Source organism: Nonomuraea sp. NPDC049709, assembly GCF_040674815.1.
GTDB lineage: Bacteria > Actinomycetota > Actinomycetes > Streptosporangiales > Streptosporangiaceae > Nonomuraea.
In genome coordinates, this window is the sequence record NZ_JBFANM010000088.1 from 23,047 (window position 1) to 45,390 (window position 22,344).

The 22,344-nt window shown below is 72.0% G+C and carries 29 protein-coding genes; 17 read left to right on the top strand and 12 right to left on the bottom strand.

From position 1 onward, the window contains the following. Positions 1-157 precede the first annotated feature (157 nt). Positions 158-1,195, bottom strand: a complete 1,038-nt coding sequence (locus AB0J69_RS51615; RefSeq protein ID WP_364134119.1) for an LLM class flavin-dependent oxidoreductase — start codon at positions 1,193-1,195, stop codon at positions 158-160. 181 nt (positions 1,196-1,376) lie between these two features. Between AB0J69_RS51615 and AB0J69_RS51620 the strand changes: the two genes are divergently transcribed. Further along, entirely contained in the window at positions 1,377-2,354 is a 978-nt protein-coding gene (locus tag AB0J69_RS51620) for a hypothetical protein (protein WP_364134122.1), read from the top strand. Positions 2,355-2,357: 3 nt separating this feature from the next. Next, complete coding sequence (locus AB0J69_RS51625) at positions 2,358-3,200, top strand: hypothetical protein (protein ID WP_364134125.1); 843 nt, start codon at positions 2,358-2,360, stop codon at positions 3,198-3,200. 14 nt (positions 3,201-3,214) lie between these two features. Here AB0J69_RS51625 and AB0J69_RS51630 read toward each other — a convergent pair whose 3' ends face one another. Continuing rightward, positions 3,215-3,736: a DUF1707 domain-containing protein gene (locus tag AB0J69_RS51630; RefSeq protein ID WP_364134128.1), complete on the bottom strand. Its 522-nt coding sequence runs from the start codon at positions 3,734-3,736 to the stop codon at positions 3,215-3,217. Positions 3,737-4,389: 653 nt separating this feature from the next. Further along, a complete protein-coding gene (locus tag AB0J69_RS51635; RefSeq protein WP_364134131.1) occupies positions 4,390-4,947 on the bottom strand; it encodes an XRE family transcriptional regulator in 558 nt (185 codons plus the stop codon). Between the two features lie 77 nt (positions 4,948-5,024). On the opposite strand from AB0J69_RS51635, the gene AB0J69_RS51640 reads away from it, so the two are divergent. The 5 genes from AB0J69_RS51640 to AB0J69_RS51660 all read left to right on the top strand — a co-directional run bounded on the left by AB0J69_RS51640 (position 5,025) and on the right by AB0J69_RS51660 (position 8,290). Continuing rightward, the gene (locus AB0J69_RS51640) at positions 5,025-5,855 is read left to right on the top strand and encodes an amino acid racemase (protein ID WP_364134134.1); all 831 of its coding nucleotides are present in this window, start codon (positions 5,025-5,027) and stop codon (positions 5,853-5,855) included. A 250-nt stretch (positions 5,856-6,105) separates the two neighbouring features. Then, entirely contained in the window at positions 6,106-6,783 is a 678-nt protein-coding gene (locus AB0J69_RS51645) for an SDR family NAD(P)-dependent oxidoreductase (RefSeq protein ID WP_364134137.1), read from the top strand. A gap of 48 nt (positions 6,784-6,831) precedes the next feature. Continuing rightward, a complete protein-coding gene (locus tag AB0J69_RS51650) occupies positions 6,832-7,260 on the top strand; it encodes a MarR family winged helix-turn-helix transcriptional regulator (protein ID WP_364134140.1) in 429 nt (142 codons plus the stop codon). After that, on the top strand, positions 7,250-7,765 hold the full coding sequence (locus AB0J69_RS51655) for a hypothetical protein (protein ID WP_364134143.1): 516 nt from the start codon (positions 7,250-7,252) through the stop codon (positions 7,763-7,765). The genes AB0J69_RS51650 and AB0J69_RS51655 overlap by 11 nt, the downstream gene beginning before the upstream one ends. A 90-nt stretch (positions 7,766-7,855) precedes the next feature. Then, positions 7,856-8,290 carry a GNAT family N-acetyltransferase gene (locus AB0J69_RS51660; RefSeq protein ID WP_364134146.1) on the top strand — a complete coding sequence of 145 codons (435 nt, stop codon included), beginning with the start codon at positions 7,856-7,858 and terminating at the stop codon, positions 8,288-8,290. A gap of 58 nt (positions 8,291-8,348) precedes the next feature. Here AB0J69_RS51660 and AB0J69_RS51665 read toward each other — a convergent pair whose 3' ends face one another. Next, positions 8,349-8,696 (bottom strand): nitroreductase family deazaflavin-dependent oxidoreductase, encoded by a 348-nt coding sequence (locus tag AB0J69_RS51665; protein WP_364134149.1) that lies wholly within the window; start codon positions 8,694-8,696, stop codon positions 8,349-8,351. A gap of 248 nt (positions 8,697-8,944) precedes the next feature. Between AB0J69_RS51665 and AB0J69_RS51670 the strand changes: the two genes are divergently transcribed. Beyond that, positions 8,945-9,649 carry a TetR/AcrR family transcriptional regulator gene (locus AB0J69_RS51670; protein WP_364134152.1) on the top strand — a complete coding sequence of 235 codons (705 nt, stop codon included), beginning with the start codon at positions 8,945-8,947 and terminating at the stop codon, positions 9,647-9,649. A gap of 15 nt (positions 9,650-9,664) precedes the next feature. Here the strand turns inward: AB0J69_RS51670 and AB0J69_RS51675 are convergent, their stop codons facing one another. Beyond that, positions 9,665-10,816 (bottom strand): SMI1/KNR4 family protein, encoded by a 1,152-nt coding sequence (locus AB0J69_RS51675; protein ID WP_364134155.1) that lies wholly within the window; start codon positions 10,814-10,816, stop codon positions 9,665-9,667. Between the two features lie 128 nt (positions 10,817-10,944). Here AB0J69_RS51675 and AB0J69_RS51680 point away from each other — a divergent pair, with 128 nt between their 5' ends. Further along, positions 10,945-11,547: an MFS transporter gene (locus AB0J69_RS51680; RefSeq protein ID WP_364134158.1), complete on the top strand. Its 603-nt coding sequence runs from the start codon at positions 10,945-10,947 to the stop codon at positions 11,545-11,547. Between the two features lie 140 nt (positions 11,548-11,687). Here AB0J69_RS51680 and AB0J69_RS51685 read toward each other — a convergent pair whose 3' ends face one another. Then, on the bottom strand, positions 11,688-11,966 hold the full coding sequence (locus AB0J69_RS51685; RefSeq protein WP_364134161.1) for a hypothetical protein: 279 nt from the start codon (positions 11,964-11,966) through the stop codon (positions 11,688-11,690). A 288-nt stretch (positions 11,967-12,254) separates the two neighbouring features. Beyond that, entirely contained in the window at positions 12,255-12,464 is a 210-nt protein-coding gene (locus AB0J69_RS51690) for a 4-oxalocrotonate tautomerase family protein (protein WP_364134164.1), read from the bottom strand. Between the two features lie 125 nt (positions 12,465-12,589). Here AB0J69_RS51690 and AB0J69_RS51695 point away from each other — a divergent pair, with 125 nt between their 5' ends. Next, positions 12,590-13,426, top strand: a complete 837-nt coding sequence (locus tag AB0J69_RS51695; RefSeq protein ID WP_364134167.1) for a helix-turn-helix transcriptional regulator — start codon at positions 12,590-12,592, stop codon at positions 13,424-13,426. Positions 13,427-14,032: 606 nt separating this feature from the next. On the opposite strand, the gene AB0J69_RS51700 is transcribed toward AB0J69_RS51695, so the two are convergent. Beyond that, positions 14,033-14,734 carry a response regulator transcription factor gene (locus AB0J69_RS51700; protein ID WP_364134169.1) on the bottom strand — a complete coding sequence of 234 codons (702 nt, stop codon included), beginning with the start codon at positions 14,732-14,734 and terminating at the stop codon, positions 14,033-14,035. Beyond that, a complete protein-coding gene (locus AB0J69_RS51705; protein ID WP_364134171.1) occupies positions 14,731-15,930 on the bottom strand; it encodes a sensor histidine kinase in 1,200 nt (399 codons plus the stop codon). Before AB0J69_RS51705 ends, AB0J69_RS51700 begins: the two co-directional genes overlap by 4 nt. Before the next feature lie 215 nt (positions 15,931-16,145). On the opposite strand from AB0J69_RS51705, the gene AB0J69_RS51710 reads away from it, so the two are divergent. The 3 genes from AB0J69_RS51710 (at position 16,146) to AB0J69_RS51720 (ending at position 18,516) form a co-directional block, all read left to right on the top strand. Continuing rightward, positions 16,146-16,949 (top strand): hypothetical protein, encoded by an 804-nt coding sequence (locus tag AB0J69_RS51710; protein ID WP_364134174.1) that lies wholly within the window; start codon positions 16,146-16,148, stop codon positions 16,947-16,949. A 152-nt stretch (positions 16,950-17,101) separates the two neighbouring features. Then, the gene (locus AB0J69_RS51715; RefSeq protein WP_364134177.1) at positions 17,102-17,518 is read left to right on the top strand and encodes an HIT family protein; all 417 of its coding nucleotides are present in this window, start codon (positions 17,102-17,104) and stop codon (positions 17,516-17,518) included. A 116-nt stretch (positions 17,519-17,634) separates the two neighbouring features. Next, a complete protein-coding gene (locus AB0J69_RS51720; RefSeq protein ID WP_364134180.1) occupies positions 17,635-18,516 on the top strand; it encodes a helix-turn-helix transcriptional regulator in 882 nt (293 codons plus the stop codon). 91 nt (positions 18,517-18,607) lie between these two features. Here the strand turns inward: AB0J69_RS51720 and AB0J69_RS51725 are convergent, their stop codons facing one another. Both AB0J69_RS51725 and AB0J69_RS51730 read right to left on the bottom strand, forming a co-directional pair. After that, complete coding sequence (locus AB0J69_RS51725) at positions 18,608-19,192, bottom strand: dihydrofolate reductase family protein (RefSeq protein ID WP_364134183.1); 585 nt, start codon at positions 19,190-19,192, stop codon at positions 18,608-18,610. Positions 19,193-19,291: 99 nt separating this feature from the next. Next, positions 19,292-19,492, bottom strand: coding sequence for a hypothetical protein (locus tag AB0J69_RS51730; RefSeq protein WP_364134186.1), 201 nt, complete (start codon positions 19,490-19,492; stop codon positions 19,292-19,294). A gap of 72 nt (positions 19,493-19,564) precedes the next feature. On the opposite strand from AB0J69_RS51730, the gene AB0J69_RS51735 reads away from it, so the two are divergent. The 3 genes from AB0J69_RS51735 (at position 19,565) to AB0J69_RS51745 (ending at position 20,575) form a co-directional block, all read left to right on the top strand. Then, positions 19,565-19,723 (top strand): hypothetical protein, encoded by a 159-nt coding sequence (locus tag AB0J69_RS51735; RefSeq protein ID WP_364134189.1) that lies wholly within the window; start codon positions 19,565-19,567, stop codon positions 19,721-19,723. Between the two features lie 67 nt (positions 19,724-19,790). Further along, on the top strand, positions 19,791-19,997 hold the full coding sequence (locus AB0J69_RS51740) for a WYL domain-containing protein (RefSeq protein WP_364134192.1): 207 nt from the start codon (positions 19,791-19,793) through the stop codon (positions 19,995-19,997). 38 nt (positions 19,998-20,035) lie between these two features. Beyond that, entirely contained in the window at positions 20,036-20,575 is a 540-nt protein-coding gene (locus tag AB0J69_RS51745) for a TIGR00730 family Rossman fold protein (RefSeq protein ID WP_364134195.1), read from the top strand. 21 nt (positions 20,576-20,596) lie between these two features. Here the strand turns inward: AB0J69_RS51745 and AB0J69_RS51750 are convergent, their stop codons facing one another. Continuing rightward, positions 20,597-21,382: an integrase gene (locus tag AB0J69_RS51750; protein ID WP_364134197.1), complete on the bottom strand. Its 786-nt coding sequence runs from the start codon at positions 21,380-21,382 to the stop codon at positions 20,597-20,599. 104 nt (positions 21,383-21,486) lie between these two features. Between AB0J69_RS51750 and AB0J69_RS51755 the strand changes: the two genes are divergently transcribed. After that, the coding region (locus AB0J69_RS51755; RefSeq protein WP_364134200.1) for an RNA ligase family protein at positions 21,487-22,344 on the top strand (858 nt) is incomplete at its 3' end.

Here is a 22,344-nt window from a genome sequence, read left to right on the forward strand (position 1 = left end):
GACGCGGACCTGGCCGGAGCCCTCATCGTTCCCGTACGCCGCCGGCCCACTGCGGCGAGTCCCCGCGTACCGGCCCAGCGCGGCGACCGTACGCGAGGCCTTCGCCCGCATCGCCCCGGGCGCGCTCCACCGTGGGTGCACCCCGGCAGCCGCCGGCTCAGGTGGCCAGCTTCGCGAGCTCGGCCATCTCCGCCGGCGGATCCACCACCGGCTGAATGACGATCTCGTCGATCCCGGCCTGTTCCAGGACGGCGATGCGGGCCAGGAGGTCGTCCCGCGTTCCGACCAGGGCCAGCGCGTCGATCAGCGACGGCAGGACCAGGTCCCGGTCCGCCGGTGCGATGCGTCCCAGGTAGTCGCGGTAGAGCGCGGTGTGCCGGTCCGGCGCGGTGGTCGTGGTGCCCCGCCGGGCGAGGAGTGACCGCACCGCGTCGCGTTCCTCGGCCCCGAGCCGTTCGGCGAACGCGGGTGCCTCGGCGGCGAAGGTCAGCAGCGACATGACGATGTGGCCCGTCGCGTCCCGAGCGGCCTCGCCGTAGGGGGCCTCGCCCTCGTCGAGCACGTACAGCGAGGTCATGACGTAGGAGTCGGCGTCGTGAGGCGCGCCCGCGGCCTGCCGGCGAGCGTGGTGGAACGCGTTCCATGCCGCGGTGTCCAGCAGCGCGAAGGAGATGATGCCGGCGCCGCGGCGGCCGGCGACGGCGGCGGCCTTCAGGCCGTTCGCGGCCACCACGAACTCGATGGGGTCAGTGGTGTTCACGTGCTGCCCGGCATGCAGCAGCCGGATGTCGCGGACCTGGTCGCCCTCGCGGTGCTCGACGGTGCCGCCGGCGCACAAACCCTGCAGCGCGGCGGTGAACCTCTCGAGCTCGGCCGTCGTGACCGGCGGCAGCCCCAGGGTGCGGCGGGCGGTGTTCCCGGTGCCGATGCCGCAGATGATCCGACCTGGCGCCAGCGCGTTGAGGCTGGCGAACGCGCCGGCCGCAGCCGGTGACGACCGCAGCGCCGGTGAGGTCACTCCGACGCCGAGCTTGATACGGCTGGTGACCTTCGCGCACGCCCCGAGCGCCACGAACGGGTCACCGTGCAGCATGGGCGTGTCGTAGACCCAGAAGCTGCTGAAGCCCAGCCTCTCGGCCTGCACGGCCAGCTCCTCCACACCCGGCTGTGCCGTGACCACAATGCCTTTTCGCATGACGGCTCCGATCGCTGGACGGTCAGGGCGGCGGACATCTCCATGATCACAGACAACCTCGCCGCACGTACCCCGCCAAGGCGATTCCGGTGCAAGCGGTGTGCAAGCGCCAGCCGGGATGATCTCCCCGAGAAGACCGCCGGATCCCGAGCGGACCGGCGACGCGTAGATCAGGAACGGCATGACTGGCACATCCCCCATCCGCGGCAGGTCCGGAGACCGCCGGCGGCAAGCCCTCGTTCTCGACCCCGACCTGCCCGAAGCGCACCGCCGGGCGATGGCCGCCCATCCCGAGCTCCTGCCGCCCGCGCCCGAGCGGCCCGCGTGGGGTGGCCGGACGGGCGGTGACGTGCTGGCGGCCCTGGCGCTGTCAGCGCTGTGGGGTTTCCTCCCTCTCGTCCTGGCGCTGGCCCGCCGCGGCCGCCGCCGAGCGCTCCTCGCCGGAGCGGTGCTGCTCCAGGTGGCGGCCCTCGCCGTCTGGATCGCGTACGGCTTCCCGGCGTTCTTCCTCGCCTGCCTCGCCGTGCAGGGCATCGCGGCCGTGGCGCTGCTGGCCATGGCGGGCGAATCCCCCGTGGCCGGGTACGGCCGCCGCCACCACGGCAGATACGTGCACGCGTCCATGCTCGAGCCGCTGGACGCCGCGCTGCTGGACCGCACCGTGGTCGCGACGGACACCGTACTGAACTCCCCCATCGACCGGGACGGCCTGCTCGACGGCATCGCCAACCGGGTGGCCCTGCCCCGCCAGGCCTGGGAGATCGCCGAGACGCTGACCGAGCTGACCCGGCTGCGCCGCGAACAGGACAGCGCCCGCTCCGGCCGCGTCACCGAGAGCATCTCCACCGTGCTCGCATCGCAGGAGGAGGCGCTGACGGTCGCGACCCGGGCCCTGGCCCGGCGGATCTCCGCCCTGGAGGAGTACGCGCGGCGTACCGAGGAGGCGGAGGCCGTCTACGCCGAGTGGCGAACGCTGCAGGACCTGGCCGAGGACGGCGACTCCTACCGTGAACTGCTGTCCAGGACGGTCCGCGACCACCTGGCGGCCGGCGAGGTCGGCGAGCTGACCGAGCGCGCGCGGCACCTGGAGGAGTCCCTGCGCCACAGCGTCGAACAAGCCCGGCGCGCCGGCCTCACCCTGCTCACCCCGGAGGGCTGACCCGTGCCCAGGACTTCCGACCGCATGCGCGACCTCATGGCGCCGTTCCCCGGGTGGCTCCGCCTCCTCGGCGGCGCGCTGCTCCTCACCGAGCTCGCCGTCGGCCTGCACCTGGCGACAGGCGACGACACGCCGGCGGCCCCACCCGCGCAGGCGTCGCCCACGCCCGCTACCGAAGCGACCGCCACTCCCACTCCCACTCCTACTCCCGCTTCCCCTTCCGCCGTCCCGACCCCCAGCCCGACCTCGAGCGATCTCGTGGTCACGAGGATCGCCGAGGGAACCGTGGTCACGCTCCGGCGTCACCCCGGCAAGGGCACCAAGGTGATCGGCAGGGTGACCGACCCCAAGACGGGCCTGTCCTTCGCCGAGCTGGGCGCGCCCTGGCGCAGGAGCCGCCCCGTCAGCGACGGCCCCGTCACGGACGGCCGCTACAACCTGCGCCAGACGCTGCTCACGGAGTCGTACGGCCCGGACGGCGATCGCGAGTGGTGGGCGGACATCGACTCCCAGCACCTGTGGTCCGAGCTCGACGCGGGCGACAGCCTCTACGACGCCGCCCGGGCGATGCTCGACGCCAAGCAGGCCGGCGCGTTCCCGTCGGGCACGACGGGCGAGGACATCGCCTCTCAGCCGGTACGCCACGGCTGGCTGCTGGCCAGGATGATGCGGATGCCGCCGAGCCCGGACGGCCGCGAGGCGTCGCAGGAACTGTCCGTCGTGATCGCCGTCGACACCGGCCGCCCGCGCCCGGCCGTCCTGTGGATCACGATCCCCGACACCCACAAGCACCTCTGGCCCGACGTTCACACCCTGGTGAAGTCCCTCAAGGTGATCCCGGCGTGATGACGGACGGGGCCTCAACGCCGCGCGTGGCGGACCTTCAACCGTCCCAGCCCCATCGTCCCGGAGATCCGGATCCTCGGCCCGCCGGGGCGGGGGCGCCGCCGGATCCGGTAGAGCGGGCTCTTCCACCCGGTACGTAGATCATCCAGCTCGACGATCGCGTCGCGAGGCACCGTGATCGCGGCTCGGCCGGTGCCGAGCTGCAGCTCGATGTCGATCACCGGATGCTCGATGACGGCCCGGGACAGGTCCAGCCGCACCTTCCCGAGTGCGGACTCGACCTTGAGGACCCGGGGCACCCGCCATGCGCCGCGCCGCTGGATCCGTCCGCCGACGGCGGCGATCGTGGCTGGAGTCTCCGCGGGGAGCGAGGCCAGGGGCGGGACGAGGTCGCTGGGGTTCTGGGCGGTGAGCACCTGGTGGAGGCGTTCGTCCATCTCCTCGTACGAGATGTGCCCTTCGGCGTACGCCTCCTGCAGGCGCCGCACGGCCGCCTCGCGGTCGTCCTCGCTGATCACTGACAGCGGGCCTTTCATCCGGCGACCTCCTGGGTACGGCGTACGCGGTTATTCCGGCCAGATTACGTCACTGAGTACGCTGTACGCAAGGAGGGGGTGGAACGGTGGATGCCCCGAGCGCCCGCCCCGCCCCTGGATCACCACCGCGCACCGGTAGCTCCCCAGCTACGGCCGCAACCACCTGCTCTCGCGCCGCCCCCGCGCCGTTCCCGTCGTGCGCCTCGTACCGGCCGACCTCCGCCGGGACAAGGCCCAGGCCGCGATGCTGCTGCTCGCGATGACCCCCGTGACCGCGCAGCCGGCCCCCAAGCCTGCGTCTGCCCCCGAGCCTCCCCCCGGCCCTGCCCCCGAGCCCCCCCCGGCCCTGGCCCCGAGCCTCCCCGGGCCTGGCCCCGAGCCTGCCCCCTGTCCCCTGCATTCCTGGGCCGGGCGTTCTGGACGCTTCACGACCAGACCCGGACGGCCACCGCCGGGCCGGACCGACCGGCCATCTCACCGGCGAGCACCAGGCCGGTGTCTGGTGGCACCGGACCTTGAGCGACAGGGAGGAGGCGGACCGGCGGACATGCCACAGGTCCCGAGAACGACTCGGGATGCGGCCACCTCGGCCACCTCGGCGGATCCGTGATATCCGCAAAGCCATGCGCGCCGACGCGCTCGATCCCCTCGGCTCATACGTGTTCCATCACGATCGCCCCCGTCGTGTCGGGATCAAGGGCGGTGAAGACATGCGGCGCGTCGCCCGGGTAGGACAGGTAGTCGCCGGGAGCCAGCTCGACCGGCTCGTCCACGGGCCCCGCCAGGGCTCTCCCCGTGCTGATCAGGAGATGCTCGACCGTCCCCGGCATGTGCGGCTCGGATCGCCGTGACTCCCCCGGTTGCGCCTCGATCCTGTAGAGGTCGCGGCGGGCCCCTGGCGGGCTGGCGGCCAGCAGTGTCGCGGTGTAATGGGCCTGGCCGGAGTGGGCGGCCGGGCCCTCACCGGCGCGGATCAGCTGTACGGCCGGGCGCGGCGGGTCGACCAACCGGCTGAACGGCACGCCGAGCGCGACCCCGAGCGCCCAGAGCGTCTCTAGGCTGGGATTTCCGGTGCCCGACTCGAGCTGGGACAGCGTGGACTTGGCCAGACCCGAGCGTTTCGCGAGCTCGGTCAGCGAGATCCCGGCACGGTCGCGCTCACGCCGAATCGCCGCCGCAATACGTTCGAAGGGAGGTTTGCCGTCAGCCACTGTTCGCTCCATCAGTCATCTCGTTCGATTTGACGAACGCCCGTTCTGGGTCCACTATAACGGCCAAGCGTTCCGACATGCCGAACGGGGGATGGGACATGCACGACCTGGAGGAGCGTCGCCGGCCGCTCGAGAGCCGCCACGACACGGACCGGCCCGAAGCCGTCGGGGCCACGATGAGACACCTGGGCATCCTCGCCCACAGCACAGAGGGCGCCGCGCTGAGCTTCCTGTCCTTCTGCCAGGAGGGCTTCCGGCGCTCGGGCGAGCACGACCATCCCGACGTGACCCTCGACTACATCCCGTTCGGCCGCAGCATGCCCGCCTGGGACGCGGGCGATCACGACGCGGTGCGCAGAACCCTCGCGGTCAGCGTGGCCCGGCTGGCCCGGGCCGGCGCGGAGTTCTTCGTCTGCCCCGACAACACCGCCCATCTGGCGCTCGACCGCCCGGGCCCGGCCCTCGCCCTGCCGGGCCTGCACATCGCCGAGGTGGTCGCCGAGCAAGCCGCCCGCGACGGCCGCACCCGCGTCGGCGTGCTGGGCACCTCCTACACGATGCAGGGCCCGGTCTACCCACGCGCCCTCAGCTCCCGGGGCATCGCCGCGGAGCTGCCGGATGCGGAAGATCGCCGAACGGTCAATGAGATCATCTTCACCGAGCTGGTCAACGGCGTGTTCACCGACAACTCGCGGGCGGCATACCTCGGGGTCATCGAACGATTGGCCGCCCGGGGCTGCGACGCCGTGGCCCTCGCCTGCACCGAGATCCCGCTCCTGATCACCCCTGAGCACTCCCCGCTCCCCACGCTCGACTCCACCCGCCTCCTGTCCACCGCCGCCTACGACGCAGCCACCGGCCTACGCCCCTTCCCCTCCTGGCGCGGCGGACCTCCCAGACCCCCCTGACCCACCAGACGCCCCCACAGCTCGACCGGTAACCGTACGGGGATCTGCAATCGGATGGGGTGCCCGCCCTCGCGTTGCCAGCCCGGAAAGAGCCAGTAACGCGATTACTCGCTGCTCACTCGCATCATCGAGGGCAGGTCCTGCCCGTGTGCCGCGAGCTCGGCAGGCCTCGCCACGTCGTCGCCGGAAACGAGCTCCCCGCCACCGTGGCATCTTGTGATCAAGTGCAGCGCGGATCAAGGGAGTCGTCATGGGACATGTGCTGGTGACCGGGGCAACCGGAGGGATCGGGACCGCGCTGGTCGGCGCGCTCGTGGAGGCCGGGCATCGGGTGACCGCCGTGGGGCGCGGCGCCGGGCGGCTGGACGTACCAGGGATCGAGGCGGATCTGGCCGAACCTGGGACGCTGGCCGCCGCCATGGGGGCGCTGGAAGATGCGGGAGAGCTGGGGGATGTGCAGGCGCTGGTGCATTGCGCGGGCATCTCCCCCGTCGCGGCCGTCGCCGACGCCGACCCCGAGACGTGGCGGCGGACGCTGGCGGTGAACGTGGCCTCCGCCGCCGAGCTGGTACGGCTGACGCTGCCCGCGCTGCGGCGGTCCAGGGGCCATGTGATCTTCGTCAACGCCTCGCCCGGGATGACCGGTGTCCCCCGCTGGTCGGCGTTCGTCGGCAGCAAGGCGGCGCTGCGGGAGCTGGCCGATTCGCTGCGCGAGGAGGAGGCCGCCCACGGGATCCGCGTCACCACGGTCTATCCCGCGGCGACGGCGACCGACCTGCTGGGTGAGGTCAGGCGGGCCTTCGGGCGCCCGTACGACCCCGAGACGTGCATCCGGCCGCAGTCGCTGGCGGCGATGATCGTCTGGGTGCTGAGCGCCCCCGCCGACTCCTACCCCTGCGAGCTGTCCGTGCTGCCGTCGCCCCGCTGAACCGGCGACCGGTTGTACCATACAACCATCTAGTTGTATGGTACAACCATGGCGGATGATCGCGAACTCCAGGAAGCCGTGGCCCGCTTCGTTCGGGCCTTCGGCCTCCACCAGCCGGATCAGACCCCCTGCGGGCAGCCCATCCCGGTGTCGGAGGCGCACGCGCTGGGCGAGCTGGCCAGGGACGGCGCGCTGCGGCAGAGCGATCTGGCGCACCGGCTCCGGCTGGAGAAGAGCACCACCAGCCGGCTGGTCACGCAGCTCATCAACCGCGGCTGGGCCGAGCGCACCCCCGCGCCCGACGACGGACGCGGGGTCCTGGTCCGGCTCACGCCGCAAGGGGTGCAGGCCGCGGCCCGGCTGGCCGAGGCCAGAGCCGAGCGGTTCTCCGCCGTTCTGAACCGTGTCCCCGAGGGCGAACGCGGCGACGTGCTGCGCGCCCTCACCATCCTCACGGAGGCCATAGATGACCCTTGAGAATCGACGCGTCCAGGCGCTCATCGCGGCGCTCGCGCTCGTCGTCGTCGCCGCGACGGCGTACGTGCTCGTCAGCCGTGACGAGCGGCAGGCCCTGGCCGCCCGGCAGGCCGAGATCGCGGCCAGGAGCCGGCAGGTGATGCCGTTCGACCTCGAGCGCACCACGCACCGTTTCGCCAAGTCCGCCACCGGCGGCGAGCAGACGGTCACCTCCGACGACCCGGCCGACGCCGAGCAGGTCAGGCTGATCCGGGAGCACCTGACCGCCGAGGCCGCGGGCTTCAGCAAGGGCGACTACGGCGACCCCGCCTCCATCCACGGCGGCGAGATGCCGGGCCTGCGCGCCCTCGAGCAAGGCCACACCCGCATCGACATCCGCTACCTCCAGCTGCCCGCCGGCGCCCGGATCACCTACACCACCACCGACGCCTCCCTGCGCACGGCCCTGCACGCCTGGTTCGACGCCCAGGTCACCGACCACGGCCAGCACGCCGAACACGGCTGAGCCTCTGTCCACTCCATACCTAGCCGGGGTATGGTTTTCTCCGCTCGTCTTGATACCTAACCCCCGTACCGTTCTCACGAAAGGACCACCGTGACAGCGATCCGTCGCGCCACGCCCCATGACGCCCGTGCCGTGCACCGGCTCATCCGCAGCCTGGCCGAACACCAGGACCAGGCAGCGGCCATCACCGTGACCGTCGCCGGCCTCGAACGGATGCTGGCCCGCCCGGAGATCACCTACCTGATCGCCGAGCGCGACGGCCAGGCCATCGGGTACGTCTCGTGGCTGCAGCGGGTCAGCTTCTGGTCCGGCGAGGACTATCTCGCGCTGGACGACCTGTACGTGGACGGCACGGAACGCGGCCGTGGCGTGGGAGAGCAGCTGATGCGGGCCGCGGCCGAAGCCGCCGGCGGAAAGGTGATCCGCTGGGAGGTGGCCGAGGCCAACGTGGCCGCGCAACGCTTCTACGCGCGCATCGGCGCCACCCTCCTGTCGAAGAAGATCGGCCGCTGGCGACCGGAATAGCCCGCAGGGCGCGTGTTCGCGGGGTGTCGATCGCCAGCCTGCGACCAGGTCCGGATCGTCAGCCTGCGACCAGGTCCATGCGGAGGAACTCGCTGATGCGGAGCAACTTCGGTGGGCGTTTCACGTCGTCGGACAGGGCCCGGAACGCCTCGTCCTCCCCGACGAGGCGCGGGGCGGCGAGTTCCACTTCCTTCCCGTCGACCCGCAGCCGCGCGCTGCTGGCTGCCAGGATGTTCTGCACCCAGTCCGAGCGGGATCCATAAACCAGGACGAACAGGTAGCCGCCGTCGACGGGATACGCGTCGAGAGGCGTGCGGTACGTCGCGCCGGAGTTACGTCCGACGTGAATCAGGATGGGCCACTTCCCGCCCGCGAGCGCGCGGGGGTTGAACACCCGCTTGTTCACGTGCCCCCACCACCTCGGCATCGGCATCGGGATCTCCTTGCTCGCCCCGGTGGGGCGGGTCGTGGGCCGGATGTTCGCCGAACTGCCGGCTCCCGGGATGACTTACGTCCGTAAGGCGGCTTACGTACGTAAGGATGGCTTACACTCGTAAGGCTGTCAACCGCCCACACTCCGGAGCCGTCGTGCCACCACCACCGCCACCACCACCGCCACCTTCACCGCCACGGCAGCCGCTCAGCCGAGGTCTCGTGCTGGAAGCGGCGATCCGGGTCGCGGATCGCGGCGGCGTGGAGTCGATCACGATGCGCCGTGTGGCCCAGGAACTGGGCGTGGAGGCGATGTCGCTCTACCACCACGTACCGAACAAGGACGCGATGCTCGACGGCGTGGTCGACATGGTGTTCGCGGCGATCAAGCTGCCCACCTCCGGGTGCGACGACTGGCGCGACGCGATCCGTGCGCGCGCCTGCTCCGCGCGCGCGGTCCTGTCGCAGCACAGCTGGGCTCTCGGCCTCATGGACTCCCGTCGCAACCCGGGGGCGGCGACGCTACGCCACCACGACGCCGTCCTCGGCGTCCTCCGGGAGGCGGGGTTCACGCTGCCGATGGCCGCGCACGCCATCTCGCTCATCGACAGTTACATCGGCGGGTTCGTCCTCCAGGAGGCGAACCTGCCGGTGATGACGCCGGACGATATGGAGGAAGTGGCCGGCGGCATCCTCGAGCAGCTCCCGGCGGACGAGTTGCCGTACCTCACCGAGATGATCGTCGATCATGCCCTGCGGCCGGGCTACGACTACACGAGCGAGTTCGGCTACGGCCTGGACCTGATCCTGGACGCGCTCGAAGCCCGCCGGAGGCAGAGCCCCGATCCCGCCACCGGCGGCGGCAGCGGCAGCGGCAGCAGCGGCAGCAGCGGCGGCGGACCTCCCACCTCCACCGCGGACCGGTGATCGGCCGGCCTGCGTTCAGCCCCGCCTCGTGGCCAGCAGCTCGCGTCCGCGTTCCGGCGTGATCAGCCGGGCGGCCCGGGGGTCGGCGAGCAGGGCGATGGGTGCGAGCTGGTCCTCATGCAGCGGCCGCCAGTGGACGAGGGCGTCGCGCAGGCGCGACCAGGCGTCTTCACCGGTACCTCCACTGGCATCCTCGCCGGCGTCGAGAGCGGCGTGCGCGGCCATGTCGAACTCCGGGTTGCCGAAGCAGAGCCGGAACCCCGGCTCGCTCCGCAGCGCCTGATGCCGTCCGAGCAGGTGCCTGACCCGCTGCGGCCCCCGCTCGCGCAGGAACTGGAGCGTGGAACCGGAGCCGAAGCGGCGGTCCCGTTCGTGCGCGGCGAACAGCAGCGGCACGACCTGCGCGGCGAACAGTCCCTCGTCGAGGGTCCACGACCGGGTGTCGCCGTTCCTGAGCAGCCGGCGGAACGGGTCGTCGTCGTCCTGCCTCAGCAGGGTCCGCATCTGGAAGTGCAGGAACGAGGCGCGGTCGCCGCCGAAACGCGCGGCCTGCGCGAACACGGCCAGTGGGCGGTCCACCGCGCCGCGCAGGCTCTCCAGCCGGGCGTCCTCGACCTTGGCGTCCCAGGTGCGCTGGGTCTCGCATCGGGGGCGGTCGAGGGCGTGGAATCCGGCGTAGAAGTCGTACATCTTCTCGTAGAACGAGCCGTGCCGTTCGGGGCCCATGGCCGTCCACGAGAACACGTCGTAGGCCGCCCACTCGCCGCGCTCGTCGACGTCGCCCGGATCGAGGTAGACGACGCCGGCGTCCGCCTCCAGGGAGATCAGCAACGATCGGGCCGCCGCGGGCTCGGTCTCCTCCTCGTCACGGCCGGCGTACACGTCGGCCCACCTCGGCTCCAGGTCGGCCAGCCAGCCGATCTCCTCGGTGCTCCACAGGCTCCAGACGAACTTGCCCGCGTTCCGCCAGCCGTTGGTGACGAGCAGGAACTCCCGGAACGACGGGGGCAGCACCCGGCCCAGGCGCGCCTCCAGGGCCCGTACCTCGTCCTCGGTGGCGGGCGGGCGGCCGAGCCAGGGGTCGCCGTCCGGCTCCTCGCCGGGGTGGGCGACGCGCCACTCCTCGCTCCAGCGCTGGAGGAACGGCTTCCATGCGTGACGGTCCACGGCGGGCTCCCACGGCGTCGTACGTGCCGGCCCCGCCGAGCGCGCAACCGGTCCGGGCAGGCGGCGCCGCCGCCCGGCTGTCGCACTAGTCTTGCTCACCGCCGGCCCCTGACGGAACGAGACGCTCGATGGTCCAGCGGCTCGCCCCGCTCGCCGACCGGCGGGTGCTCGGCGTGCTCACCACCACGGTCGTGGCGTTCACCGGGATCTACGTGCCCTACACCTACCTCAGCGCCGTGTACGAGCCGGCCACCGACGGTCAGGGCGGCCGGCTGGCCGGGCTGCTGCTGGTGTTCGGGGTCGCCGGCACGGTGGGGAACCTGGCAGCCGGGCACTTCACCGACCGTCGCAGCCCCCGCCGGGTCGTGATCGCCGGCACGCTGCTCCTCGCCGCCGTCCTCCTGCTGGTGCCGGCGCTGCGCGGCTCGTACGCGACGGCGCTGCCGGCGGTGGCGGCCTGTGGCGTGTTCTCCTTCACCGTCACCGCGCCGCAGCAGCACCTGATCATGGGCTACGCCCCGGCCTGCACGCAGCCCATGGTCGCCTCGCTGAACCAGTCGGCGCTGTACCTGGCGGTCTCGCTGTCCGGTGCGGCCGGCGGGATCGCGCTCGACGCCGCCGGCGCCGCGCTGCTCCCGCCGCTGGCGGCCGCGCTCGCCGTGGCCGCGGCCGGCCTCACCTGGTGGTACGGCCGAGCGGACGCGCCCGCCGGCCCGCGGCCGGTGAGGTGAGCAGGTCCTCGACCTGCCGCAAGGGACCACGCGGGCCGCCGTCCATGCCAAGATCGCTCGCCGGGCCGTACCGGTCCCAAGGGCGGGCCCTACTTCCGCGCCGTACGAGAAGTCCCACAGCGGGTGCCAGACGGGGTTGCTCAGGTACCGCCCGACGCAACCAGAACGCGTAACTCCGCGCTGAGCGCGACCGCCAGCGACGGGACCAGGCCGGACCACGGCGGGGACCCACGCCGCGCGACCCACGTCAACATGCCCAGACCAGTGCTAACAGTACGAAGAGCGCCCCGATCCCCGCCGGCCCCGGCCCGGGCGGCGGTGTCCACATGCTGCTGCAGGCCGAGCCGGACCAGGTGCGGACGGCCGGCCAGCGCCTCGCGTACCACCTGCTCCGCCTCGGCACTGACGGCGATGTTCATCGCCGGCACCCTCGCGCCGCACGGCAGCATGGCCAACGTCAAGAGCGCCGCCGCCCTGACCGTCCGTGGTGCTGGCCGCCTCGCCCGCGATCATCCTCGTCGCCACCGGGCTTGGGTGCGTGGGGACTGTCCTGAAGATCGTGGGGTGGGGCGAGTGATCCGGCCAGGAAGGATCACGTCTGCGAGCCGACCAGGACGAGGCTCCATGACCACGCACTCTGAGGTGTTCGTTGCGGAGCTGCCATCCCGGCCCCGCAACGTCGCTGTCGCCGCGGGGCCGGGAACGGCTCAGGCCCGCTGCTCGATCTTGGCCAGGGTGAGGACCTCGCCCCGGATCCCCCATCCGCCGTCGGCGACCTCGTCGACGAGCACCATCGTGTTGCCCCGCACGGCGTCGCCGAAGGTGGCGCAGTACAGGTCGGTGACCTTGACGATCAGGTCCTCCTTCTGCTCGGCGGTGAGGGTTCCGGCGGGGACCTTCAAGTTCGCGAACGGCATCCGTTTCTCCTTTTCGGTTCGGTGGTTCACACCATGTCCGGGCGGAGCCGGGGTATCCAGGTGCCCGCTGTCCAGGGGACGGCGTCCCCTGTCTCGCGGTGAAGCCGGTGTGGAACCCTGGGCCGGTGAACCTTTCCGAACTCGGCAGCTTTCTCCGGACCCGGCGCGCGCGGATCAGCCCCGCGGAGGCCGGCGTGATCAGCGGGCCGCGCCGCCGGGTGCCCGGCCTGCGCCGGGAGGAGGTCGCTCAGCTGGCCGGCACCTCGGTGGACTACTACATCGAGCTGGAACGAGGCCGTGGCGCGCAGCCGTCGGCCCAGGTCCTGGCCGCCCTGGCCCGCGCGCTGCGACTGGACGAGGACGAGCGGGGGCACCTGTTCCTGCTCGCCGGCCGTACGGCACCGGCCGGTCACGGGACGGCGGTGCACGTGCAACCGGCGATGCTCGCCCTGCTCGACCGGCTCGACACGACGCCCGCGCGGATCATCACCGACCTGCACGAAACCCTCGCGCAGAACCGACCGGCAACGGCGCTGATCGGCCCGCCCACCAGCGACAGCTTCGTCAGCCGGTGGTTCACCGATCCCGGCAGCCGGTCGATCTATCCCGAAGCGGATCATCCGCACCATTCGCGCGTCCTCGTCCACGACCTGCGCGCCGCGGTGGCCCGCCGCGATCACGACGCGCAGTCGATGGCGATGGTCGTCCGGCTGCGCCGCGCCAGCGGGGAATTCGCCGATCTCTGGGACACCGGCGACGTCGCGGTACGCCGGGGGGACCGCAAACGGATCATCCATCCGGAGCTGGGTGTGGTCGACGTCCACTGTCAGAACCTGTTCAGCGAGGACGGCAGGCAACGCCTGCAGTTCTTCACCGCCCCGGCCGGCAGCCCGGCGGTCGAGCAACTGCGCCTGCTGTCGGTGATCGGCGTCCAGAAACTCGCTGAGCCCTCACTTCCGTAAGACCTTCCGGCGAACCATCAGCCGGCCCGACCTGCGGTATCCCGGACGCAGTCGGTGGCACGCTCAGCGAGCACCGCCCAACCTGCCGACGTGCTGATCACCCGATCGGCCCCGCCGGGACCCGCCCGGCCCCGCCGGGACCCGCGTGGCCCCGGTACTCGCGCCACGCCTGCCCTGGCCGACCCGCATGGACCCCGCACTCATGTCGCCCCTCTCCCTGGCCGACACACACCCGCGTGGGCTCTGCGCTCATGTCACCTCCCCGCTCTGTCCGACACTCGCGTGGGCTCTGCGCTCATGTCGCCTCTCGCTCTGGCCGACACCCGCGTGGACCCCGCGCTCGTGCCCCACCCCACGGCCGACATCCCCGTACTCGTGCCACCGCCCGCTCCCGCCGACACCCGCGTGGACCCCGGGCTCGTGTCGGAGTGGCCTCCAGGGCCGGGTCATCGTGGTGGGCCCGTCCGCGCCCGACCTCGGCCTCATTTCATGCCGACCCCGGGGAATGCCGCGCGACCCACCGCCCGCGTGCACCTGGCCGCCCTCCCCACTCCCCCACTCCCGCCGATCCTCGTCCAACGCGCACCTGTGCCAACGTCGAACCGGTCACCGGCGCCCGTCCGGGACGGTGATGAGGCCGCCTTCGTAGGCTGCGATGACGAGCTGAGCCCGGTCTCGGGCGTGCAGTTTGGCCAGGAGGCGGCTGATATGGGTCTTGACCGTGCCGACGGTGAGGTGAAGGTGCTCGGCTATCTCGGAGTTGGACATCCCCTTGCCGATGAGAGTGAGCACCTCGCGCTCGCGTTGGGTGATGTCGTTGAGGTCCCGCACGGCCGGGGCGGGGTGCGGGTCTCGCAGGAAGTCGGCGATGAGCCGGCGGGTCACCGTGGGCGCGAGCAGCGCTTCGCCGGAGGCGACGACGTGGATGGCGGCCAGCAGTTCGGTCGCTGTGGCGCTCTTGAGGAGGAAGCCGCTGGCGCCCGCCCTGAGCGAGGCGTAGACGTACTCGTCTTGATCGAACGTGGTGAGGATCAGGACGCGGACACCGGCATTGGCGGGGTCGGCGCAGATATGCCTGCTCGCCTCGATCCCATCCATGTCCGGCATCCGCACGTCCATGAGGACGACGTCCGGCCGCTGCCGGCGGGCCAGGATCACGGCCTCGGCGCCGGTGCCCGCCTCGCCCACGGTGGTCATCCCTGGCGTGCTGTCGATGAGGACTTTGAGGCTGTCGCGAACCAGGACCTGGTCCTCGGCGAGCAGGACCCGGATGGGCGGGCGCGGATCGTGCGGGGCGGCATCGATCATGACAGGGTGCCGTCCGGGTCGTAAGGCAGTCGAGCCGCCACGCGAAAGCCTCCTTCGGGCCGGGGTCCCGCACTGAACGTGCCTCCGTACATCTTGACCCGTTCGCGCATGCCGATCAGGCCGTGTCCGCCGGGGCCCGCTCGCGGCGGCCGGCCGTGGCGGGGACCGCCGTCGGTGACCTCGATCGTGGCGGCCCGGCCGTCGATGTCCACGGTGACCGAGCAATGGGTGGGCCCCGCGTGCGCGATGACGTTGGTCAGGGCCTGTTGCACGATCCGGTAGACCGATACCGCGACCGCGGGAGGCAGCGCGGCCTCCCCGCGGACGGTCAGGTCCACCTCCACCCCGGCCGAGCGGGCACCGGCAGCCAGCTCGGGCAGGTCCGCCATGCCTGGGACAGGAACATGGGCCTCCTGCAGATCGCCGTCGGACCGCAGGAGGCCGAGCACGCGATGGATCTCGGCGAGCGTGCTCCGGCTGGTCTGCTCGATGACGGCCAGCGCGGCGCGTACTTCCTGCGGACGGGCGTCGGCGACATGGTTGGCCACGGTGGCCTTGACGGTGATCAGGCTCATGCTGTGGCCGATCACGTCATGCAGCTCGCGGGCGATGCGCCTGCGCTCGTCGGCCACCGCGGCGTCGGCCAGGTGACGGACGAGGCGGGCGGTTGTCTCCCGCTGAAGGCGGACTGCGGCCCCGATGACCCATGCCGTGGCCAGGAGGAAACAGGTCGCACCGATCTCCACCGGCCAGTACGGCGGGATCTCGCTGGGCGACGCCGGGGGCGCCAGGCCGGGGAGCACCTGGTCGTAGAAGATCAGGATCGCGGCCACCGCGGCGAACGCGCACGCTGCGGTGGCCGCCACCGACCATGCGGCCGAGACGGTGGCGGCCACCAGGTACAGCACGAGCACGGTCGGCACGAAGGTCACCCAGATCGCGCTCGCCGCGACGGAACCGGCCATGGTCGCCAGCACCCCCGCCGCGCACGCGAGAACGAGCATGGCCCGAGGCCAGCGCCGCCGGACGGCGATCGGGAAACTCACAACGGCCGCCACTGGCCAGGCCGACCACACGGGCCACGACGACGACGGCCCGGGCGGGTCGACGATGGCGTATCCGACGGTCAGCGCCACAATGACGGCCGCCGCCACATCGACAACGCCCTTTCCACCGACCCGCCGTGCCCAGTTCATGCCGAGAAATTATCGCCTCCCCGGATCACCCGGCATCTGCCCACGGTCTGATATCCCGCATCCGACCAGGGTCGTACCACCTGCTCGTACCCGCCGGCCGAAATGCGACCTGAGCCAGACGCGCCACCACCGCACCGGCCATCACCATGCTGGTGCGCCCGGCGAACCGCGCCGGGACGCGCCCACCTCGACACCGACAAGACGGGCAGGAACCCATGAACATCGATCTTCGCCGGCGAATCACCGGCTGGCGACAGGCCGACGCGGACCGGCGGGCCGCCAACGCAGCGGCCAACCTGGACCGGCAACCCCCGTTCCCCGGACGATGGGTGAGCGCCGTCGCGCTGATCGGCGGCCCCACCCTGATCATGGCCGGGACCCTCCTGCGCTCCCCGTTCTACTACTTCGTCCCGTACCAGCTCGTCGCCTACACCCAGCACCCCACCCTCATCACCGCCGCCTACGTCTGCTTCGCCGCCGGGTTCATCATGCTGTGGCCGGCGGTCATGACGCTGGCGCAACGGATCGCCGCGACCAGCCCGCTGTGGGGACTGTGGGGCGGCTGCCTGGTGATCGTCGGCCTGTTCACCCGGACCTTCCAGTTCGGCACCGATCACCTGGCCTTCCACCTGACCGACGGCCTCGGCCTGCAGACCATGCTCACCGGCATCGACCACTACTACGAGGCATGGCGGGACACGGTCTGGCATCCGTTCAGGGCCATTTCCGGACCGGCCTTCTTCGGCTGGATCGTGCTGGCCATCGGCGCCTACCGCTCCGGCGCCCTGGGGCTGGGCCGCTCGATCGCGCTCGGCCTGATGTCGGCGCTCGCCCTCGGAACGCTCAAAGGCACCGAACCGCAGTCCTTCATCGCCGTCGGCGGCCTCTGCGTCGCCTTCATCCCCCTGGGCATCTCGCTGCTGCGCAGCGGCCCCCCGCCGACCAGACGCGCCATGGTCTGGATCGTCGTCCTCATCGTCGTGCACATCCTCATGTCGGCCTACGGCCCGAGAGGATGACGACCCCGGACCGGCGGTACGTCGGCGGACAGGGAATCCGTGACGTACCGTCCGCACCGGCGCAGAGCAGGGAACGGGCCGCACTTCCGGCCCGGCGGCGACCGTGAGAAATGCCCATGCGGCGGAGCTGCCCAACCGAGACCATGATTCATATGAGCGTCTGTGTCTTCTGCGAGATCATCGCAGGGCGGGCCGAGGCCGCCATCGTCCACGAGGACGACAGCGTGGTGGCCATCCTGGACCACAAACCGGCCACCGTCGGTCACGTCCTGGTGATCCCGCGCGCGCACGTGGCCGGGCTGGCGGACTGCGATGACGCGGTCGGCGCGGCGATCTGGCGGACGGCCCGGCGTGTGTCGGTCGCGCTGCGGGCGTCCGGGCTCCGTTGCGAGGGGGTGCGGCTGTCCCTGGCCGACGGTGAGGCCGCCGGGCAGGACGTCTTCCACCTCCACCTGCACGTGGTGCCGCGTTATCCGGGGGACGGCGTCGCGGTCACCGCCTCCTGGAAGAGTCGCTCGCGTGAGTCTCTCGACCGCGACGCGGCGCTGATCCGGCAGGCGCTCGCGTGATTGCCGAGGCGTACGGACTCCGGCAGTCGGGCGAGGCGTCGCCGGCGAACCTGCGGGCCCGACGGTAGGAGAACCGGTACCACCCTCAACCACGCACGATGCAGCAAGATGAGTGCATGACGACGACACCCGGCACCACGCTGGGCGCGATGATCCGCACATGGCGCGACCGCCTGCCCCCGTCAGCCGCGGCACTCCCCGTCAGCCGGACACGCCGCGCAACCGGGCTGCGCCGCGAAGAACTCGCCGAGCTCGCCGGGATATCCGTCGACTACATCGTCCGCCTCGAACAAGGACGAGCCACCACGCCCTCGGCACAGGTCATCGCCTCCCTCGCGCGAGCCCTGCAGCTGACCACCGCCGAACGCGACCACCTCTACCGGCTGGCCCACCTCGTGCCTCCGGCCGGCGGCACCATCTCCGACCACATCCCACCCGGCGTGCACCGCGTCCTCACCCGGCTCGGCGACGTCGCGGTCGCCGTGTTCGCGGCGGACTGGCAACTGATCTGGTGGAACCGCAGCTGGGCCGCGCTGCTCGGCGACCCCTCCGCCTCGCCGGCCCAACTGCGCAACTTCGCCCGCGACAAGTTCCCGGTGGCCGCCAGCCCCGCACGCCTCGCGCTCTGGCCCGTGACGGAGCAGGACAGGGACACCGTCGACGCCGCAGTCGTCTCCGACCTGCGCCGCGCCACCGGCCGCTTCCCCCAGGACACCCGCCTGGCGAAGCTCATCCACGACCTGACCGGCGGCAACCGGCGATTCGCCGAACTGTGGGCCACGGGTACGGTCGCCGCCCATCGCGAGAACCACAAGACCATCGACCACCCCTCGGTGGGACCGGTCACCGTGGACTGCGACATCCTGACCGACGGCGACTCCGAGCACAAGATCGTGATCATGACCGCTGCGCCCGGCAGCGAGGACGAGACCAAGCTACGGCTCGCCGCGGTCGCCGGCCCCCAGCTCACCTCGAACAGCTCGCTCGCGCGCCGATAGCCAGGCCGGTTCCCTCGTCGAGGGGTTGCGAGAGCCGGATGATTAAGTGACACCACCCCGGCGCCTTTACATTGTAGATTTCCAAATCGGGTCAGCGGCGGATGCGGTAACGGATGTGGGTGGCCTCCGGCGTGTCGACCACCCGGAGGATCTCCAGCTCCACCCGCGACGGCAGCACCTCGAACAACCGGCGCCCACCGCCGAACAGCACCGGGATCTGATGGATCTGCAGCTCGTCCAGCGCCCCGGCCTCGATCGCCCGCTGCCCCGTGTAGGCGCCGATCACGTGCACGTTCCGGTCCCCCGCGGCCGCCTTCGCCCGGGCCATCGCGCTGACGATCCCGTCGGTCACGTACGTCACCAGCGGATGCTTCGCCACCTCCGGAGCGGGCGGCCGATGGCTGACCACGAAGACCGGGATGCCCTCACCGTGATGGTTTCCGCCCCAGTGATCGACCTGCTCCGCGGTACGCCGCCCCGTGACGACCGCGCCGGTCGCGTGGATCTGGCCGAGCATCTCCCCCGCCGGCCCGGACTCGGCGAACCTCCCGTCCGGCGTGAGGCCCCACTCGTGCAGCCGGATGAATCCGTCGCCGCCGGGGTTGCCGACCTTGTCGTCCGGGCCCGCGATGTACCCGTCGAGCGACATCGACATGTCCAGCACTGATACCGACACTCCGGCCTCCTGTCGTGAAACGCTGCGGGTCACCGATTCTGGCCCACGGGAGAGCGCCTGGCCAGGCGGAGCGACCGGACCCCGGCAGCGGGGCAGGGCTCAGCGGAGGGGGCGGAAGAAGGCCTGGACGTCCTCGACGAGCAGGTCCGGCGCCTTCATCGCGGCGAAGTGGCCGCCGCGGTCGAACTCCGACCAGTGCACGACGTTGTGCTCGCGCTCGGCGATCCGCCGGACCCCGGCGTCCCCGGGGAAGACGGCGACCCCGTGCGGCAGCGGCGAGTACTCGGCCACCGCCCCCACCCCTTCTGCCCCTCCTTGTAGAGGCGGGCGGCCGAGGCGGCGGTCCCGGTGAACCAGTAGATGCTCACGTCGGTGAGCAACTGGTCGACGTCCACCGCGTCCTCCGGCAGTTCGCGGGCCGGGTCGGTCCACTCCTTGAACTTCTCCACGATCCACGCCAGCTGCGCCGCGGGCGAGTCGTGCAGCCCGAACGCGAGCGTCTGCGGCCGGGTCGCCTGGATGATCGCGTAGCCGGCCCGGTCCTGGTCCTCGCGGCCGCTTCACGGTGCACGCCCCGGCCGAGGTGGTCGCCGCCCGGATGCCGCCGACGATGGCGGTGGTCGAGCCGGCCGGCGACGGCGCGTGCGTCCTCAGCACCGGGTCGAACTCCCTCGACGAGCTGGCCATGTGGGTCGCGCAGCTCGGCGTCCCGTTCGAGGTGCACGAACCGCCCGAGCTCGTCCGGCACATCCGCGCCCTCGGCAGCCGCCTCGTCGACGCCGCCCGGCGGCACCCGGCCACCTGACGAGCCCGCACCCATGAGCGGCCCTTACGGTGGTGCCCATGAACATCTGTGTCTTCCTGTCCGCCGCCGACCTGTCCGAGACCTACACCCGGCCCGCCCGCGAGTTCGCCGAGCTGATCGGCAAGGGCGGGCACACGCTGGTCTGGGGCGGCTCCGACGTGGGCCTGATGAAGGTGATGGCCGACGGGGTGCACGAGGCGGGCGGGCGGCTGATGGGGGTGTCGGTGGGCTTCCTGGCCCACAAGGTACGCCTCGGCGTGGACGACATGGTCATCGCGGCCGACCTCGCCGAGCGTAAGAGGCTGCTGCTGGAGAAGGCCGACGCGGTGGTCATCATGGTGGGCGGCACGGGCACCCTCGACGAGGCCACCGAGATCCTGGAGCTGAAGAAGCACGGCCGGACGGACAAGCCCGTCGTGCTGCTGAACACGGCGGGCTTCTACGACGGGCTCAAGCAGCAGTTCCGGCGGATGGAGGACGAAGGCTTCCTCCCGCGTCCCCTGACCGACCTGGTCTTCTTCGCCGAGGAGCCCGTGGGGGCGATGGCCTACATGGAGGAGTCGCTCGGCATGCCGTGAGACGTCCCGTCCGGGCGGCGGTCAGGTCTCGGCAAGGCCGGTGCAGTACGCGATCGTCGCGTCGTCGGACACCACCGAGTGCCGGGCCTCCGCCCGCCGGACGCGACGGATGATCTCGGCGGGCCCGCTCGACGCCAGGACGGCCATGACCCCCGGCCAGTCGGTGAGCCCGAACCGGTCCACGATGCGGCTCGCGCCGTTGCTGAGCAGCGCGGCGCCGGTCAGCCCGGAGATCGGACGGCTTCCGGTGATCGCCTCGTCCGCCGCCCGCGGGTCGTCCTTGGCCAGCCAGAAGCCGCCCGGCCGGTTCCGGTTGGCGCGCAGGTCCCGCAGGAGCCGGTGGCGCTCGTCGCTCCCCGGCGCGGCGGCCCTGATCGCGGGCTCGTACGACCGGCTGATGATCACCTCCCGCGGGTCGGAGACCACGAGCGGCTCACCCTCCGCCGGGCCGAGCACGAGGAACGAGTCGCCGAGCACGAGGTACTCGGCGAGGCCGCCGGACAGGCGCAGCACGGCCACGGTCGCCGACGGGCTGATGGGGTCGGCGACGTCGCACGTGTCCCGGTGAGCGTCCGTCACCCGCTCGATGGCCTCGGCTAGCAGCGACGGGAGGCCGCGGTCGAGTGACAGGAGGCCCAGCAGGCCCCCTCCCAGGCGGTTGGCGTACCAGGCCACGCCGTGCCGGCAGATCGACGCGGTGCCGGGGATGCCGGCGCCGTCGATCAGCACCGCCGCCGCCGGCAGGGCCCCGGTGAAGTCCTCGTTCGGGTGGCGGGTCGTCGCCACGCTCGTCATCGTCACGCGCATGCCGCCGCCCTCCCGTCGATCAAGGTGCCGACTCTAGCCGTTTATTCGATGGAGGCGCTTTGTGGCCGCTTGTACAGTCGTCCCCAGCCGAGGGGGGAGGGATCATGCGCGTGCACTATCCGCGTACCCCTCACCTGCCCTGGTCCCCCGGCGTGACCCCGGACGACGTGCGCGCCGGCGATCTGTCCGGGCTGCGCGGGCGCGAGGTCGTGGTCACGGAGAAGCTCGACGGGGAGAACACCACCCTGTACGCCGACGGGATGCACGCCCGGTCGCCGGACTCGGCGCACCATCCGTCCCGGGCGTGGATCAAGGGTCTGCAGGGGCGGATCGGCCGCCGGATCCCGGCGGGGTGGCGGGTGTGCGGGGAGAACATGTACGCCCGGCACTCCATCGCGTACCAGGGGCTGGAGAGCTGGTTCTACGGGTTCTCGGTCTGGGCCGGCGATCGGTGCCTGGACTGGGACGGCACGGTCGCCTTCCTGCGCGGGCTGGGGATTCCCGTCCCGCCGGTGTTGTGGCGCGGCGTCTTCGACGAGCGGGCGCTGCGGGGGCTCCGGCTGGACCTGGCGCGGCAGGAGGGCTACGTGGTGCGGGCCGTCGAGGGGTTCGGGCGGGAGGAGTTCGCGGGGCGGGTGGCCAAGTGGGTACGCCGGGAGCACGTCACGACCGGCACGCACTGGATGCACGCCACCGTGGTGCCGAACGCCCTCGGCCCGGGCGCGGCGCTGTGGTCGGTGCGCTCGGGCGCGGACCCCGAGGTGAGCGCCCTGCTGGCCGCGGTGGGCCGCACCCCCGCCGCCGCGCCGGAAGGCCCGGAAGCCGTGGACCCGGAGGCGGTGGACGCGGAAGCGGTGGGCGCCCAGGCGGTGGGCCCGGAAGCGGCGGGCCCGGAAGCGGCGGGCCCGGAAGCGGCGGGCCCGGAAGCGGCGGGCCCGGAAGCGGCGGGCGCCGAGGCGGTG

What these genes read in the sequence shown, in the direction of transcription:
- AB0J69_RS51615 (WP_364134119.1), bottom strand. Translation starts at nt 1,195, where the DNA reads ATGCGAAAAGGCATTGTGGTCACGGCACAGCCGGGTGTGGAGGAGCTG.
- AB0J69_RS51620 (WP_364134122.1), top strand. Translation starts at nt 1,377, where the DNA reads ATGACTGGCACATCCCCCATCCGCGGCAGGTCCGGAGACCGCCGGCGG.
- AB0J69_RS51630 (WP_364134128.1), bottom strand. Translation starts at nt 3,736, where the DNA reads ATGAAAGGCCCGCTGTCAGTGATCAGCGAGGACGACCGCGAGGCGGCC.
- AB0J69_RS51640 (WP_364134134.1), top strand. Translation starts at nt 5,025, where the DNA reads ATGCCGAACGGGGGATGGGACATGCACGACCTGGAGGAGCGTCGCCGG.
- AB0J69_RS51645 (WP_364134137.1), top strand. Translation starts at nt 6,106, where the DNA reads ATGGGACATGTGCTGGTGACCGGGGCAACCGGAGGGATCGGGACCGCG.
- AB0J69_RS51650 (WP_364134140.1), top strand. Translation starts at nt 6,832, where the DNA reads ATGGCGGATGATCGCGAACTCCAGGAAGCCGTGGCCCGCTTCGTTCGG.
- AB0J69_RS51655 (WP_364134143.1), top strand. Translation starts at nt 7,250, where the DNA reads ATGACCCTTGAGAATCGACGCGTCCAGGCGCTCATCGCGGCGCTCGCG.
- AB0J69_RS51680 (WP_364134158.1), top strand. Translation starts at nt 10,945, where the DNA reads ATGGTCCAGCGGCTCGCCCCGCTCGCCGACCGGCGGGTGCTCGGCGTG.
- AB0J69_RS51685 (WP_364134161.1), bottom strand. Translation starts at nt 11,966, where the DNA reads ATGAACATCGCCGTCAGTGCCGAGGCGGAGCAGGTGGTACGCGAGGCG.
- AB0J69_RS51690 (WP_364134164.1), bottom strand. Translation starts at nt 12,464, where the DNA reads ATGCCGTTCGCGAACTTGAAGGTCCCCGCCGGAACCCTCACCGCCGAG.
- AB0J69_RS51700 (WP_364134169.1), bottom strand. Translation starts at nt 14,734, where the DNA reads ATGATCGATGCCGCCCCGCACGATCCGCGCCCGCCCATCCGGGTCCTG.
- AB0J69_RS51705 (WP_364134171.1), bottom strand. Translation starts at nt 15,930, where the DNA reads ATGAACTGGGCACGGCGGGTCGGTGGAAAGGGCGTTGTCGATGTGGCG.
- AB0J69_RS51710 (WP_364134174.1), top strand. Translation starts at nt 16,146, where the DNA reads ATGAACATCGATCTTCGCCGGCGAATCACCGGCTGGCGACAGGCCGAC.
- AB0J69_RS51715 (WP_364134177.1), top strand. Translation starts at nt 17,102, where the DNA reads ATGAGCGTCTGTGTCTTCTGCGAGATCATCGCAGGGCGGGCCGAGGCC.
- AB0J69_RS51720 (WP_364134180.1), top strand. Translation starts at nt 17,635, where the DNA reads ATGACGACGACACCCGGCACCACGCTGGGCGCGATGATCCGCACATGG.
- AB0J69_RS51740 (WP_364134192.1), top strand. Translation starts at nt 19,791, where the DNA reads ATGCCGCCGACGATGGCGGTGGTCGAGCCGGCCGGCGACGGCGCGTGC.
- AB0J69_RS51745 (WP_364134195.1), top strand. Translation starts at nt 20,036, where the DNA reads ATGAACATCTGTGTCTTCCTGTCCGCCGCCGACCTGTCCGAGACCTAC.
- AB0J69_RS51750 (WP_364134197.1), bottom strand. Translation starts at nt 21,382, where the DNA reads ATGCGCGTGACGATGACGAGCGTGGCGACGACCCGCCACCCGAACGAG.